Source organism: Roseomonas chloroacetimidivorans, assembly GCF_049629625.1.
Lineage (GTDB): Bacteria > Pseudomonadota > Alphaproteobacteria > Acetobacterales > Acetobacteraceae > Roseomonas > Roseomonas chloroacetimidivorans.
This window is the reverse complement of sequence record NZ_JBNBZS010000014.1, coordinates 33,480-47,814: the sequence shown is the minus strand read 5'-3', so window position 1 is coordinate 47,814 and position 14,335 is coordinate 33,480. Positions and strand designations below refer to the sequence as shown.

12 protein-coding genes are annotated in these 14,335 nt (G+C 64.7%); 3 read left to right on the top strand and 9 right to left on the bottom strand.

Annotated elements, in window-relative coordinates; all coding sequences use genetic code 11:
• Window position 1: 1 nt before the first annotated feature.
• Window positions 2-1,237, bottom strand: a complete 1,236-nt coding sequence (locus ACO1BU_RS12715) for an argininosuccinate synthase (protein ID WP_424136322.1) — start codon at window positions 1,235-1,237, stop codon at window positions 2-4.
• A gap of 301 nt (window positions 1,238-1,538) precedes the next feature.
• Window positions 1,539-2,141, bottom strand: coding sequence for a transposase (locus tag ACO1BU_RS12710; protein WP_424136321.1), 603 nt, complete (start codon window positions 2,139-2,141; stop codon window positions 1,539-1,541).
• A gap of 187 nt (window positions 2,142-2,328) precedes the next feature.
• Here ACO1BU_RS12710 and ACO1BU_RS12705 point away from each other — a divergent pair, with 187 nt between their 5' ends.
• Both ACO1BU_RS12705 and ACO1BU_RS12700 read left to right on the top strand, forming a co-directional pair.
• Complete coding sequence (locus tag ACO1BU_RS12705; protein WP_424136320.1) at window positions 2,329-3,435, top strand: GmrSD restriction endonuclease domain-containing protein; 1,107 nt, start codon at window positions 2,329-2,331, stop codon at window positions 3,433-3,435.
• On the top strand, window positions 3,432-4,103 hold the full coding sequence (locus tag ACO1BU_RS12700) for an MAE_28990/MAE_18760 family HEPN-like nuclease (RefSeq protein WP_424136319.1): 672 nt from the start codon (window positions 3,432-3,434) through the stop codon (window positions 4,101-4,103). The genes ACO1BU_RS12705 and ACO1BU_RS12700 overlap by 4 nt, the downstream gene beginning before the upstream one ends.
• A 134-nt stretch (window positions 4,104-4,237) precedes the next feature.
• Here ACO1BU_RS12700 and ACO1BU_RS12695 read toward each other — a convergent pair whose 3' ends face one another.
• From ACO1BU_RS12695 to ACO1BU_RS12685, 3 genes are all read right to left on the bottom strand, one after another.
• Window positions 4,238-5,512 carry a cation:proton antiporter domain-containing protein gene (locus tag ACO1BU_RS12695; protein WP_424136318.1) on the bottom strand — a complete coding sequence of 425 codons (1,275 nt, stop codon included), beginning with the start codon at window positions 5,510-5,512 and terminating at the stop codon, window positions 4,238-4,240.
• 418 nt (window positions 5,513-5,930) lie between these two features.
• Window positions 5,931-7,151 (bottom strand): dual-specificity RNA methyltransferase RlmN, encoded by a 1,221-nt coding sequence (gene rlmN / locus ACO1BU_RS12690; protein WP_424136317.1) that lies wholly within the window; start codon window positions 7,149-7,151, stop codon window positions 5,931-5,933.
• Window positions 7,148-7,660, bottom strand: a complete 513-nt coding sequence (locus tag ACO1BU_RS12685; protein ID WP_424136316.1) for an invasion associated locus B family protein — start codon at window positions 7,658-7,660, stop codon at window positions 7,148-7,150. Before ACO1BU_RS12685 ends, rlmN begins: the two co-directional genes overlap by 4 nt.
• A 469-nt stretch (window positions 7,661-8,129) precedes the next feature.
• On the opposite strand from ACO1BU_RS12685, the gene ACO1BU_RS12680 reads away from it, so the two are divergent.
• On the top strand, window positions 8,130-10,316 hold the full coding sequence (locus ACO1BU_RS12680) for a PAS domain-containing sensor histidine kinase (protein WP_424136315.1): 2,187 nt from the start codon (window positions 8,130-8,132) through the stop codon (window positions 10,314-10,316).
• A 249-nt stretch (window positions 10,317-10,565) separates the two neighbouring features.
• Here the strand turns inward: ACO1BU_RS12680 and ACO1BU_RS12675 are convergent, their stop codons facing one another.
• The 4 genes from ACO1BU_RS12675 to ACO1BU_RS12660 are packed head-to-tail and all read right to left on the bottom strand — an operon-like array spanning window position 10,566 to window position 14,333.
• Window positions 10,566-11,645 (bottom strand): ABC transporter ATP-binding protein, encoded by a 1,080-nt coding sequence (locus tag ACO1BU_RS12675; protein ID WP_424136314.1) that lies wholly within the window; start codon window positions 11,643-11,645, stop codon window positions 10,566-10,568.
• Window positions 11,642-12,427, bottom strand: a complete 786-nt coding sequence (locus ACO1BU_RS12670) for an ABC transporter permease (protein ID WP_424136313.1) — start codon at window positions 12,425-12,427, stop codon at window positions 11,642-11,644. Before ACO1BU_RS12670 ends, ACO1BU_RS12675 begins: the two co-directional genes overlap by 4 nt.
• An 11-nt stretch (window positions 12,428-12,438) precedes the next feature.
• Window positions 12,439-13,275 (bottom strand): ABC transporter permease, encoded by an 837-nt coding sequence (locus tag ACO1BU_RS12665; protein ID WP_424136312.1) that lies wholly within the window; start codon window positions 13,273-13,275, stop codon window positions 12,439-12,441.
• Window positions 13,275-14,333: an ABC transporter substrate-binding protein gene (locus tag ACO1BU_RS12660; RefSeq protein WP_424136311.1), complete on the bottom strand. Its 1,059-nt coding sequence runs from the start codon at window positions 14,331-14,333 to the stop codon at window positions 13,275-13,277. The genes ACO1BU_RS12665 and ACO1BU_RS12660 overlap by 1 nt, the downstream gene beginning before the upstream one ends.
• Between the last annotated feature and the right edge of the window lie 2 nt (window positions 14,334-14,335).

Below are 14,335 nucleotides of genomic sequence, written 5' to 3'. Positions count from 1 at the left end.
CTCAGAGGGCTCCGCCCTTGCGGCCGGCCATGGCGCCGAGGCGGAGGCGGAGGGCGTTCAGCTTGATGAAGCCCTGGGCGTCGAACTGGTCGTAGGCGCCCTGGTCTTCCTCGAAGGTGACGTGCTTCATCGAGTAGAGGCTGTTGGGGCTGCGGCGGCCGGTGACGATCACGTTGCCCTTGTAGAGCTTCAGGCGGACTTCACCGGTGACGCTGGCCTGGGAGGCATCGACCATCGCCTGGATCATGCGGCGTTCCGGGGCGAACCAGAAGCCGTTGTAGATCAGCTCCGCGTAGCGGGGCATCAGGCTGTCCTTGAGGTGGGCGGCCTCTCGGTCGAGCGTGATGGATTCGATGGCGCGGTGGGCGGTGTGGAGGATGGTGCCGCCGGGGGTTTCGTAGGCGCCGCGGGACTTCATGCCGACGAAGCGGTTTTCCACGAGATCCAGCCGGCCGATGCCGTTTTCCTTGCCCAGCGCGTTGAGGCGGGTGAGCAGGGTGGCGGGGGACATGGCTTCGTCGTTGATGGCAACGGCGTCGCCACGCTCGAACCGGATGACGATTTCCGTAACCTTGTCGGGGGCATCGACGGGGGAGACGGTGCGCTGCCAGACGATCTCGGGGGGCTCGTCCCAGGGCTCCTCGAGGACCTTACCTTCGGAGCTGCTGTGGAGGAGGTTGGCGTCCACGGAGAAGGGGCTTTCGCCGCGCTTGTCCTTGGCGATGGGGATCTGGTGTTCTTCCGCGAACTGGATGAGGCGGGTGCGGGAGGTGAGGTCCCATTCGCGCCAGGGGGCGATGACCTTCACGTCGGGCTTGAGGGCGTAGTAGGCGATTTCGAACCGGACCTGGTCGTTGCCCTTGCCGGTGGCGCCGTGGGAGACGGCATCGGCCCCGACCTTTTCCGCGATCTCGATCTGGCGCTTCGCGATGAGGGGGCGGGCGATGGAGGTGCCGAGGAGGTAGCAGCCTTCATACTGGGCGTTCATGCGGAACATCGGGAAGACGAAGTCCCGCGTGAATTCCTCACGCAGGTCGTCCATGAAGATGTTCTCGTCCTTGATGCCGAGGAGGCGGGCCTTGTCCCGGGCCGGGCCGAGTTCCTCACCCTGGCCGAGATCGGCGGTGAAGGTCACGACCTCCGCATTATAGGTGGTCTGGAGCCATTTGAGGATGACGGAGGTGTCGAGGCCGCCGGAGTAGGCGAGGACAACCTTCTTCACGTCTTTCACGCGCATTGCGGGGAACCTTCCGGAAGGGTTTGCGAGGACGCTTGCGCGTTCCGCAAGGGCTGGAAGGCCGATGCATGCCGCCCTGGCGGGGGCGTGGGCGCGCGCCGCCGGGGCAGGAGCGCCGCGCGTTCCGCCGTGGGGCGGGGTTTGCCGCAGCGGCGCTGGGCGAGCAAGCCGAAGCGATGCAAAGCATCGTCTTCAGCGCGGCGCGAAGCGCTGTCGCCCATTGGGGATGGCTGGCGCGCCACCAGGGCGATGCGCAGCATCGTCCCGCCCCACCCGCGCTGCCTGGGTTGCGCCTCCAGTCTCACGGCCAGCCGAACCGGACCACGCGGGGCATGGATTTGCGGCCGAGGGCGGCTTTCTGGAGCCAGGTGAGGCTTTTCAGGTGCTGCCGGGCTGCCTCGATCGCCGATTTTGTGGGCGCGAGGGGCGGCGGGGGGCAGCGGGCGAGCATTTCGGACAAAAGGGGGTTGGGGAGGAGCCAGGGCGGGCCGTTGAGGGCGGAGCGGAGGTCCAGGCGGCGGATGAGGAGGAGGAGGGCCATGCCGCCGAGGCGTGCGGCGCGGCGTGTGGCGCGGCAGATGGCGTATTCGAGGGTGCGGAGGGGGTGCTTGGGGCCGCATTCGCGGAGGGCCTGGAGGAGGCGGTGCCAGAGGCCGGCATGGGTGAGGCGGCGGAAGAAGCGGGCGACGGTGTCGGGCTTGCCGTACTGGGCAGGGAGTTCGCGCCAGGGGTGGCCGGGGGTGGAGGCGAGGTGAAAGATCGCGTCCATGCGGGTGCGGAGGTCGGCGATGCGGCGGCCTTGGGGGGAGCGGGGGAGGACGTAGGGAAGCAGGGCGACCCACTGGTCGTTGGTGAGAGGGGCCCAGGGCTGCGGAGAGGTGAGTTGGAAGGCGGCGTAGGGCATGTTGACCTCCAACAATACCTCCATCCCGTACGGGAAAAAATTCCTCATGTCAATATATGGCTAACCCAAGTGTTGTATCTGCGGTTCTCCAGCCCGGGCTAGCGGGCTTTCTGTCGGATGGTCATTGACCCTTTGCTGCCGCGGACTGACTGTAGAGTAATCATACCTACGCGTCGGAGCCTCGAGCATGCTCAAGCAAGAAGTCGAAAGCGCACAGCGCGCAGTAAGAACCGATGCCTATCAGATGTCGATTGGCGAGGTGGTGAGTATGTATAGAGAGGGCGACCTTGTAATAAATCCAAACTTTCAACGTCTTTTTAGTTGGAATGATAGCCAGAAATCTAAGCTGATCGAATCTCTCCTTCTTGGAATACCCATTCCTTCGATCTTTGTCTTCGAAACTGAGGACGCTAGATGGGAACTAATCGACGGCTTGCAGCGAATCTCAACTGTTCTGGAATTTATGGGAATACTCAAGGACACCAAAGCAGGTACGGAATACCCCCCATCTGTCTTGGAAGCGACGAAGTACCTTCCTTCCTTGCACAACGTCGTATGGGAAAAGTCCGACAGGGTAACGGACGTTCCTCTCGAGGAACAGGTGGAGCTCGACAAAAGCTATCAGCTTACTATTCGGCGCGCTCGGATCGGTGTGGAGATTCTGAAGCGCCCCAGCGACAATAATACAAAATACGACTTATTTCAGCGCCTCAACGCTGGCGGTACACAGGCGAATGCACAAGAACTCCGAAACTGCATCGTTATTATGGTAAATGAGGCTTACTTTAACTTTATGCAAAATCTCGCTGAAATAGACGACTTTCGTACAGTGGTCGCGGCTACGGAAGACCAGATCGAGCGCCAGAGACATATGGAGTATGCCGCGAGGTTCTTGGTGCATAACTACGTCGAGTATGATGGAAGGCTAGATGTTGAGGAGTATATTGATAACGGAATATTGAAGCTGGCGGTTGCTAATGAACAAGTAGAAGCACGTTATCGTTTTTCCGAAACTTTTAAGCTCCTTCGAGGAGTTTTTGGAGGGAATGCACTTCGCCGTATCACGGCGGGCACTCACTCCGGGCGAGTAACTCTCGTTGCATTTGAAAGCATTGCTGTCGGAATTGGTAAAAATATCAACGAAATTTTGGCGCTGCCCGATCCTCAAGAATTTGTGCGGGGAAAAGTCTCCGACTTCTGGCGAGAGCCTGTCGCGAACCTTTCGCAAGGTATGCGGGGTACTACACGAATTCAGAAAACCATCACCTTTGGAAACGAATGGTTCAACCCGTGACCAAGGTCTATCGAGAAGCAGACCTATCGGCCGAATTTGAACAAGACTTTACTTGGCGCATTTTTGAGATATCCTCTTTAAAAGATGCAATTTTGGATGCCGCGCCAAAACAACAGGCGGTGCTGTTAAGGGCGCTTGTAGCAATTCTGTATGCGCATTGGGAAGGGCACATTAAATTTATCGTAGAAAAATACTTTCAGTTCATAACGATTCGGAAAATTAGCCTGCATCTTCTCGAAAGGCAGCTCCACATTAATCACTTCATCCCGCGACTGGCTGCAATTGCCAGTTCGGGGGCAGGAGTGAAGCAGAGGTCGGCGCTGCTTGAAGACATATTGTTCGGTGGCGACTACCGCTTTGCGCGAATCGACAAAAAACTCATAGATACACGATCTAACCTCAATTCACAGGTTCTCGAAGAACTTTGTCTTGTGTGTGGTCTGGATTACAGCCTTCTCTTCAAAGATCATGATGACTTTATAGATAGGATAGTCTTGAAGCGCAGAAACGAAATTGCCCACGGGCAAGATACTCCGGTCGGTTCTGAAGAAATAGACACCTTGGTCGACAATGTGTTGGCGTTGATGCGCTCGTTTAGGAACGGGCTAGAAAATAAAATCTACAACAAAGAGTATCTTAAAGCTGAAGGGTCTGTCGCTGGCGGCTAGTTGGGGAAGATCGCTGGGCAATAGCCAAGTTCAGTGCGGATAATTACCAGCGAAACATCTGCTAACGACAGGACAAGTGCCCAAAATTCCCCGGTGGAGGGTGCGGGAGGCGGCGCCTCCCGCGGGCCACATTCCTACCCCGCCCGCTCCTCCACCCCCGGCCGCACCCACCTCACCAACCCCGGCACCCCGACCCATTGCAGCGCGGCCGCGGCCACCACCATCAGCGCCACCACGGCCACCACCGCGTCCCGCGCCAGATAGGGCTCTCCGTCCGGGGTGGTGATGGGGACGGCAAGGGCGACGGCGAGGGCGACGACGCTGCGGCCGGCGCTGCCGGCCATGAGGGCGGCGCCTCGCCAAGGGGGGATGCAGCCGCCATCCGCGCAGGGGATGCGGGGCGAGGCGGGGTGGGCGAGGGCGGCCCAGGAGAGGGCGAACTGGACGGCCCAGCAGAGGATCATGAGGGCCAGGGCGGTGGTGGCGAGGGTGGTCCAGGGCAGGGACTTCGCGCCGGCGAGGGCTTCGGGCAGGGCGCGGCCCATGAGGAAGAAGAGGGCGCCGGTGAGGATCGCGTCCAGGGCTTTCCAGAGATCGCTGGTGAGTTGGCGGGAGGCGGGGGAGGCGATGCAGAGGCCGGTTCGCTCATCCTGCGCGTGGCACCAGGCGATGACGAGGCCGGCGCCGATGAGGGGGCCGATGGGGGAGGCGCCGATCCATTCGCCGAGTGCGCTGGCGGCGAAGGGGGTGGCGAGGGAGAGGGCGGTTTCGGCCTGGGGGGCGTTCAGCCGGCGGCGAAGGGTGGCGAAGGCGTAGCCGAGGGCGATGCCGGCGGCGGTGCCGATGACGGTGTCGTAGGCGAGGGTGGCGGCGATGGCGGGGAGGCCCGGGAAGGGGCCGCCGACGGATCTGGCCGTGAAGATGGAGAGGGAGACGCCGAGGAGGGGGGCGGAGGCGAGCTGGGCGGAGAAAGCGTCGCTGATGGCCTGGGGCATGCGTTTGTCGAGGCCGGATTCGGCGAGGACGCGGGGTTCGGCGACGGCGGCGGCGACGCCGATGGCCATGCAGGCGACGGGGTCCAGGCCGGGGAGGAGGAGGTGGGCGGCGTAGCCGCAGGCGGCGGTGAGGGCGAGGGTCCAGGCTGCGCCCATGGCGACGCCGCGCCAGGCGGCGCGCTGGAGGAGGGAAGGGGGGAGGGAGGAGACGCCCGCGTAGAGGAGGGGCGGGAGGATGAGGCCGAGGACGATGAGGGGGTCCACCCGGAGTGTTGGGATGGGGCCGGGGAGGAGGACGGAGGCGAGGCCGCCCGCGAACCAGATGATGGAGGGGGGCGTGCGGGTCAGGCGCGCGAGGGCGAGGAGAAGGGCGACCGCGACGATGACCAGGGCGACGAAGCGGGTTTCGGCCAAGTTTGTTCCCCGTGGTGCCGTCTGGCGGAACGGGGTTGGGGGGTGTGTGGTTTGGGTGGGGTGTGCGGGAATTGAGATGTGTGATGGTTTCAGCACACGGAATTGTCATGCTCGTTCACTTGAACGAGATCTTTCCTCCCAGCGGAATTGTATAAATATGATTTTTGGGACGTTCTGAAGGCGTTCCGGGAGGAAGGCTGTCCGAGATGCAGGGGCTAACGCTTTTGCTGCGTGATCTTGCTTACTGGTTGCGAGCGCCCAAGCACTCGAAACCGGTTTGGCGAGAGCGTTTGTAGGGCCTCTGCCGGTTCCACCTCGCACACCGGCGCCGGATTGGCGCGCGGGTGTTCCCCGTTTGGTTATAGAGAACGATAAAAATGCATTGGGGTCCGGGGGAATACGTTCCCCCGGCTTTTTTTTATGCCGCGGGGGTGGCGGTTTTCCGGGCGCGCTCGCTTTCGGTCTTGAGCTGGCCGCAGGCGGCCATGATGTCCTTGCCACGGGGGCGGCGGACGGGGCTCGAGTAGCCGGCGTCGTTCAGGATGTTGGCGAAGCGTTCGATCTGGGCGCGCTTCGAGGTGGCGTAGGGCGAGCCCGGCCAGGGGTTGAAGGGGATGAGGTTCACCTTCGCCGGGAGGCCGTGGAGGAGGCGGACGAGTTCGCGGGCCTCGGCTTCCGAGTCATTGATGCCGTCGAGCATGACGTATTCGAAGGTGATGCGGCGGGCGTTGGAGGCGCCGGGGTAGCGGTGGCAGGCCGCGAGCAGTTCCTTGATGGGGTATTTGCGGTTCAGGGGGACAATCTCGTCGCGGAGTTCGTCGGTGACCGCGTGGAGGGAGACGGCGAGGTTGACGCCGAGTTCGGCGCCCGCGCGGTCCATCATGGGGACGACGCCCGAGGTGGAGAGGGTGATGCGGCGGCGGGAGAGGGCGATGCCCTCATTGTCCATGGCGATCTTCAGGGCCGTCGCGATGTTCTCGTAGTTATAGAGGGGCTCGCCCATGCCCATGACGACGATGTTGGAGAGCATCCTCGTTTCGGATTGGGGGGTGGGCCATTCGCCGTAGGAATCACGGGCGGCCATGAACTGGCCGATGATTTCACCAGCCGAGAGATTGCGGACGAGCTTCTGGGTGCCGGTGTGGCAGAAGCGGCAGGAGAGGGTGCAGCCGACCTGGGTGGAGATGCAGACGGCGCCGCGGTCTTCCTCGGGGATGTAGACGGTTTCGACCTGCTGCTTGTCCCGCATCTGGAAGAGCCACTTGCGGGTGCCGTCGGTGCTGGTCTGTTCGGTGGTGACGCCGGGGCGGCCGATGGTGAAGCGTTCGGCCAGCTTCGCCTGCATCGGCTTGGCGATGCTGGACATCTGGGCGAAGTCGCGGGCGCCCTGGAAGTAGATCCAGTGCCAGATCTGCTTGGCGCGGAAGGGTTTTTCGCCGAATTCGACGACGGCCTGGGTCAGTTCCTCACGGGAGAGGCCGACGAGGTCGCGGCGGCCTTGCTCATCCGTCTGCGCCGGGGGGGCGAAGAGGGCGGATTTGGCGAGGATGCGGGTGCGCTCGGCTTCCGTCAGCGTGTCGACGGGGGAGGAGGCGAGAACCTTCGGTTCCGCTGGGGCAATGGGGGTGTGGGCGTTCATCGGCCGGGTGGGCACTCTCGTGAGATCGCCTCATAGGCGGCGGTGAAGCCGGAGAGGGAGAAGGTTTCGGTGGTGGTGCGCTTGTTGGCGGCCGGGCTCTTGGCGACGGCTTCGCGGCCGCCGCGGAAGGCGGCGACGGCGGCGCGGCCGTCTCGGGCGAAGGCATTGTCGCCGGCGGTGTAGAAATCGAGATCGTTGCTGCCGACGTCAACCTTCACCTCGGCATTTCTTGGGAAGGCGCGGCCGATGCGGAGGGCGACCTGGTCACGGCCCTGGGGGCGGTGGGTGACGGTGAGGAGGGCGTTGTTGCGGCCTTCCATGCGGGTGAAGGCGTAGCAGACCTTGCCGGCGCCTTCCTGATGGGTGGCGGCGGTCCATTCCCCGAAGGTGCCGAGGCGCTGTGGGCCGCTCGCCTGGGCCGGCTGGGCGCCGCGCTGCTGGGCGGAGGCCGGGGTGGCGGCTGGGAGCAGGGCGGAGAGGGCCAGGGCAGCGAGGGTCGGACGGATCATGGCCCCGCAGATAGTCCCCAGGGCGGCCCCGCTTCAACCGCCAGAGTCGCATGTCCGGTGTCTTCTTCACGGATTCCGGAGCCTGGGGGTGGGGGCGGGCATGGCCGGAAGGAGATTCCAAGAAGGTGCGACGTGGTCCGGCGGCGCTGGGCTTATGCTGCGAATTGTCTGGGGCGTGCCGCCCTGGCTGCCTTATAACAGGCCGGCTGGGCGCTGGTGGCGGCTCGCGCAGCGGGTGGTGCGGGGCGATGGCTCTACCAGCGATTGTTCCCACATTGAGCTGGCAGCGGCTATAATAGGCGGAGACTGGAGCTTCGGGCCGTTGTGCCGAGCCACTGGCGGGCATGGCTTCCTTTGAAGCCGATCGCTTGGTCAGGGCGAACGGAGAGGATAGGATATCGGCTGATGCCTTGCCGGTTGGTGCCTCTGACGCAGCCTGGGTCTGGCGGTGTGCAGCCGGAGGCAAACCATGTCCGATGTTGAGCAGTTGCCCGCCCTCGGGTACCGCCCGACGGAGTACGAGGCGCTGCTGGCCGCCGAACCCGCCGCGCTCGAAGCAATCCCTGGTGCCGTTTACCTGTGTGACCGGGATGGTTGTGTGGTCCGCTATAATTCCGAGGCGGCGCAGCTTTGGGGGCAAGCGCCGCGGCTGGAGGGAGGGACGATCCTCTTCTGCGGCTCGAAGCGCCTGTACCTGCTTGATGGGACGCTACTTCCCCATGCCGAGTGCCCGATGGCCGAGGCCGTGCTGGCCGGGACAGTGACGCGCAACGCGGAAGTGATGATAGAGAGGCCGGACGGCTCCCGGATCACTGCTCTGGTCAACATACGTCCGCTGCGGGATCACCAGGGAGAGATCCAGGGCGCGATCAACTGCTTTCAGGATGTTTCCGCCCGACGGACCATGGAAGAGGAACTCCTGCGCCGAAACAGGGATCTGGAGGACTTCTTCGAGAACAGCGCGGTCGGACTCCATATCGTGGACGGAGAGGGAGTCATCTGTCGGGCCAACAAGGCTGAACTGGATCTTCTGGGCTACCCGGCCGAGGAATATGTCGGGCGGCATATCACGGAGTTTCACGTCGACCAGCCCGTGATCCAGGACATTCTCAGCCGGCTGTCCAGTGGCGTCCAGCTCAACCGGTATCCGGCCCGGCTCCGGGCCAGGGACGGCTCGATCAGGCACGTGCTGATCACGTCGAATGGCCGTTTTGAAGATGGCAAGTTCATCAGCACGCGCTGCTTCACGACCGATGTGACCGACCTCCGGGAGGCGGAGATTGCGCGGCGTGAGAGCGAGATGCGGCTGGCAGCCACTTACGAGGCGGCGACCGTTGGCATCGCGGAGGTTGATCAGGTCGGGCGCTACCTGCGCGTGAACGACGCCCTTTGCAAAATCCTCGGGCGGCCACGCGAGAAGCTGCTGGGCGCGAATCTCCTGGAGATCACCCACGAAGGCGACCGGGATGGAGAGGCGGCTTTTCATGCCCGGCTGGTCCGGGGTGAGCTCGCGAACTATGCCGTCCAGAAGCGCGCGCTGAGGGGCAACGGCTCCCTGGTTCATCTCGACGTGTTCTGCTCATCCGTCCGCGATGCGGAGGGTAGCTTCCAGTACGGCGTGCGGGTGATTCAGGACGTAACGGACCGCAAGCGGATGCAGGACGAGCTCCGCGAGAGCGAGCGGCGTCTGCGTGTACTCCTGGAGGCGATGCCGGCCGCGGTCTACACCACCGACGCCGAGGGGCGGATCACCTTCTATAATCAGGCGGCTGTCGAGCTGGCGGGGCGAAAGCCCGAGATCGGAAGTGACCAGTGGTGCGTCACCTGGCGCCTGCGCTGGCCCGATGGCAGGCCCATGGCACATGATGAGTGCCCTATGGCGATCGCTGTGAAGGAGGGGCAGGCCATTCGCGGCGGCGAGGCCATCGCGGAGCGGCCCGATGGCAGCCTTGTGCCGTTCATGGCCTACCCCACGCCGCTTTATGATCCGGAGGGCCGGGTCGTGGGCGCCATCAACATGCTCGTGGACATCACGAACCGTAAGGAGGCGGAAGCCCGGCAGAGAGTTCTGATCAACGAGCTGAACCACCGGGTGAAGAATACCCTGGCGACGGTGCAGTCGCTGGCCGCGCAGACGGCCCGGCACGCCCATGGGCTCGAGGATTTTTCGGCATCGTTCCAAGCCAGGGTGATCGCGCTGGCCAAGGCCCATGACCTTCTGACGCACCGGAACTGGGCGGGGGCATCCCTTCAGGGTCTGCTCCGGGATATCGTGGCGCCCTTCGCCGATGCCGGAGACCGCGCGCGGACGGAAGGACCGGCTGTCGACCTCAACCCGCGCGAGGCGCTTAGTCTGACGATGGCGCTCCATGAACTCGTCACCAATGCGGCGAAATACGGGGCGCTTTCAAATCCGGCCGGAGCCGTGCTGGTTCGCTGGGAGATCCGGGACGGGGCGGAACAGGAACTCGTGATCCAATGGGCCGAACAGGGTGGCCCGCGCGTGCTTCCGCCAAGCCACCGTGGCTTCGGGTCGCGCCTGATGGAGCGCTGCATCAGGCATGATCTTCGCGGGAAGATCGATGTGCAGTACGAGCCCGGCGGTGTCCTCTGCCAGATTGCCTTTCCGCTTACCTCCACGCCCCAGCATCATTGAATGCCAAGGGCTCTGAGGGCCCCCGCCGACAGGATGCCATTCTATGCCAGCCCGAGCGGCCATCGGGGCTCGCCGGGATCCTAAGCGCCTGACCCTGATGCCGGCCGCTGGGTTACCCGTTCACCAGGACCGTGTTCCAGATTCCGCCATACCGTTTTCCTTGATGCCAGCTCCATCTGCAGCGGCAGTCCCGGCCACCATGGCGGCGCCAATGGCTCCGACCTGGAATTCGGCCGAGGTCGGACCGTATCAGGCCGGGAAGGCGGTGGCGTGGGCCAGGTTCCAGGAGAGCCGCACGGTATCGCCAGGGCGCAGCGCCGTCGCCTCCGCTGCCTCGGCCTGCATCAGGGCCGACCATTCCTCCCCACCCGGCATCCGCAGCACGAAGCGGCGCGCATTGCCGAGATAGATCAGGTCCACCAGCTCGGCCGGCACGCCATGACCATCGGTGGAGAGGCGCAGGCGTTCGGGGCGGATCGCCAGGGTGACGCCTGCACCCGGTGCGGCGGAGAAGCGGGTGGAAACCGGCATGGGCACGCCCGCGACGGAGACGCGGCAGGCTTCTCCGTCCCGCTCCAGCATCTCGGCGGGGAGGAAGTTCGTCTCCCCCACGAAGCCGGCGACGAAGCGGCTGGCGGGCCGCTCATAGAGGTCCGATGGCGTGCCGATCTGCTCGATACGGCCCTGGTTGAAGACGGCGATGCGGTCGCTCATCGTCAGCGCCTCGGACTGGTCATGCGTGACGTAGAGCACGGACATGCGCTGTTCCCGGTGCAGCCGCTTGATCTCGAGCTGGAGCTGCTCGCGCAGCGCCTTGTCCAGCGCGCCCAGCGGCTCGTCCATCAGCAGCAGGGCGGGGCGGTAGACCATGGCGCGGGCCAGGGCCACGCGCTGCTGCTGGCCGCCGGAGAGCTGGCGCGGCAGGCGGTCCCCATGGTTCGGCAGGCCGACCATGGCCAGGGCCGCGCTGACAAGGCGTTCCGCCTCGGCCTTTGGCGTGCCGCGCATTTCCAGCGGGAAGGCGACGTTCCGCCGCACCGTCATATGCGGGAAAAGAGCGTAGTGCTGGAAGACCATGCCGATGTCGCGGCGATAGGGCGGCAGCCGGTCCACGGGCTTCCCGGCCAGGATGATCTGGCCGCTATCCGGCTGCTGCAGACCCGCCACCATCATCAGTGTGGTGGTCTTCCCGGAGCCGGAGGGGCCGAGGAAGGTGAGAAACTCGCCCTGCCGCAGTTCCAGGCTGACATTATCCACCGCGGCCTGGCGACCGTAATGCTTGCGGATACCGCGCAGTTCCAGAAGCGTGCCCGGCTGGGGCGGGGTCATTCGCGGTCTCCGTTACGACGGCGCAGCAGCGCCTCCAGGGCGAGGGCGATCAGGGCGACGAGGAAGCAAAGGGAGGCAATGGCGGCAACCGTCGGGTCGAAATCGCCGCGGATGTTGGACCACATCTGCACGGGGACCGTGCGCAGCCGGGCGGAGCCGACGAAGAGCGAGATGATCAGCTCATCGAAGGACAGCACCATGGCGAAGAGAAGCGAGGAGAGTACGGCCGGCGCCAGGAGCGGCAGGGTGATGCGGCGGAAGGCGGCGGCCGGGTTGGCGCCCAGCGTTGCGGCCGCTGCCTCCAGTTGCGGGTCGAGCGAGCGCAGGGCCGAGGCGACGGTGGCGAAGACATAAGGAAGCGTGACGATGACGTGGCCGATCACCATTCCCGTCAGCGTGCCGTTCAGGCCCAGGCCGCGATAGACGATGTAAAGCCCGGCGGCGGTGATGATGCTCGGCACCACCATGGGCGTCATGAGGAAGGCGCCGATCACGCCCGCGCCAAGGACGCGGCCACGCACCAGAGCCATGGCCGCGGCGGTGCCGAGCGCGGTGGAGAGGATGGCAGCCGGCACGAGCACGTGCAGGCTGACGTTGATTGCGTCCATCCAGGCCGGGTCGTTCAGCAGGTTGGCGTACCAGCGCCAGGAGTAGCCGGGCGGCGGGAAGCGCAGGAAGGAGGCGGAGCTGAAGGAGATGATGATCACCACGACCAGCGGCGCCAGCAGGTAGATGGCCACGATGGCGCAGACCAGGGCGCGGAGGACGCGCCAGAAGCCCATTCCGTCGCCCCTCACCGTGCCACGGCCCTCAGCCCGACCAGCCAGTGCAGCAGGCCCAGCACGCCGGCCGTGATGGCCAGCAGCACGAAGGAGAGCGCCCCTGCCACGCCCCAGCTGCCGAGCTGGGAGATCTGATCCTGGATGAGCTGCCCCACCATGGTCTGGCGTGGCCCGCCCAGCAGCGCGGGGATTACGAAGTAGCCGAGCATGCTGATGAAGACGAAGGTCGCGCCCGTCATCAGCCCCGGCAGGCTCAGCGGAAGGTAGACCCGCAGGAAGGCGCGCATCGGCCCGGCACCCATGGTCAGCGCTGCCGACATCAGGCTGGGATCGATGCGCTTCATCGAGCTGTACAGCGGGAAGATCACAAAGGGCAGCAGCGTCTGCACGGCACCGAGCAGCACGCCTGTCAGGTTGTAGATCAGCGGCAGGGGCGCATCGATCAGTCCGATATTCATCAGCAGCGTGTTCAGCGGCCCGCGCCGCTGCAGCAGGATGACGGTGGCGAAGCTGCGCACCAGCAGGCTTGTCCAGAAGGGCACCAGCACGAGAAAGGTGAGCAGCCGCCGCGTGCGTGCCGAGCCATGCGCCATGGCATGGGCCACCGGATAGCCGAGGAGCAGCGCCACGGGCGTGGCCGCCGCGCTGATCATCACCGTGTTGCCCAGCACCTGAAGGTAGACGGGCCGCTCCCAGAGCAGGGCGAAGTTCTGCCATCCCGGTTCCGGCTGGGTGAAGGCGCGCGCCAGCAGCATGCCCACCGGCACGGCGAAGGCGACGAGCATCACCAGCAGGGCAGGCAGCAGCAGCGCCCAGGGTGCCCAATCGAAGGAGCGGCGCGCCGCCATCAGGCGAGTTTCCAGGCGGCCCAGCGCTCCATCATCCGCCGCTCGTTCTGGCGCCACCATTCCGCGTTGATGACGAAGCCGCGCTGTGCATTTTCCGGGGAGGTGGAGAGCCAGGGAGCGAGGGCGGGTTCGATACTGGCGAAGGCGGCCGGGTTGGTCGGCGAATAGGCGATCATGTTCGCCAGCTTCGACTGGTTCTCGGCCTTGGTCATGGTGTCGATCAGCTTCATCGCCGCGGCCTTGTGGCGGCTGCCGCGGGGAACGACGAGGTAATCCACCGACTGGATGTTGCCCTCCCAGGCGATCCCGATATCGGCGCCTTTTTTCGAGGCGTCATAGGCGCGGCCATTCAGGATGATGCCGACGCTCACCTCTTCGTCCACGAAGAGCTGCTGGGATTGGGAGTTGGTGGTCCAGAAAACTGTCTGGGCCTTGATGCTGTCGATCTTGCGCAGCGCGCGCTCCACGTCCAGCGGATAGAGATCGGCCGGTGCCACGCCGTCGGCCATCAGCGCCGCTTCCAGATTGGCGACGGGCTGGTCCAGCATGGTGCGCTTGCCCGGGAATTTGCGCGTGTCGAAGAGATCCGCCCAGCCGGTGGGGCGACGGCCGGCAGGGAAGGTGCGGGTGTTGTAGGCCAGGTTGTAGGACCAGGCGATGCAGCCGATGCCGTATTCATGCACGAATTGCGGGGCGATCCGGCTGGTATTGACGATCGAGGTGTCGATCTTCTCGAACATGTTCTCCTGCGCGCCGGAGAACAGCGTGTTGATGGTGATGTCCGCCACGTCCCAGTCGGGCGTGCCGCTCTCGACCATCGTGCGAAAGCGGGCGGTGTTCATCGGGCCGTCCTGCACTACCCGGGCTCCCGTCTCGGCGGCGAAGGGATCGCAGTAACAGATCTTCTGGGCTTCCTGATAAGCCCCGCCCCAGCTGGCGAAGACCAGGGTGGTGCCGCGCAGGCTCTGTGCCAGGGCGGGCCGTGCGAGCGCCCCTGCCGCCAGGGCGGTCGCGCCCAGAAGCCCACGGCGCGTCGGGCGGATCAGGGAACCCGTCATGG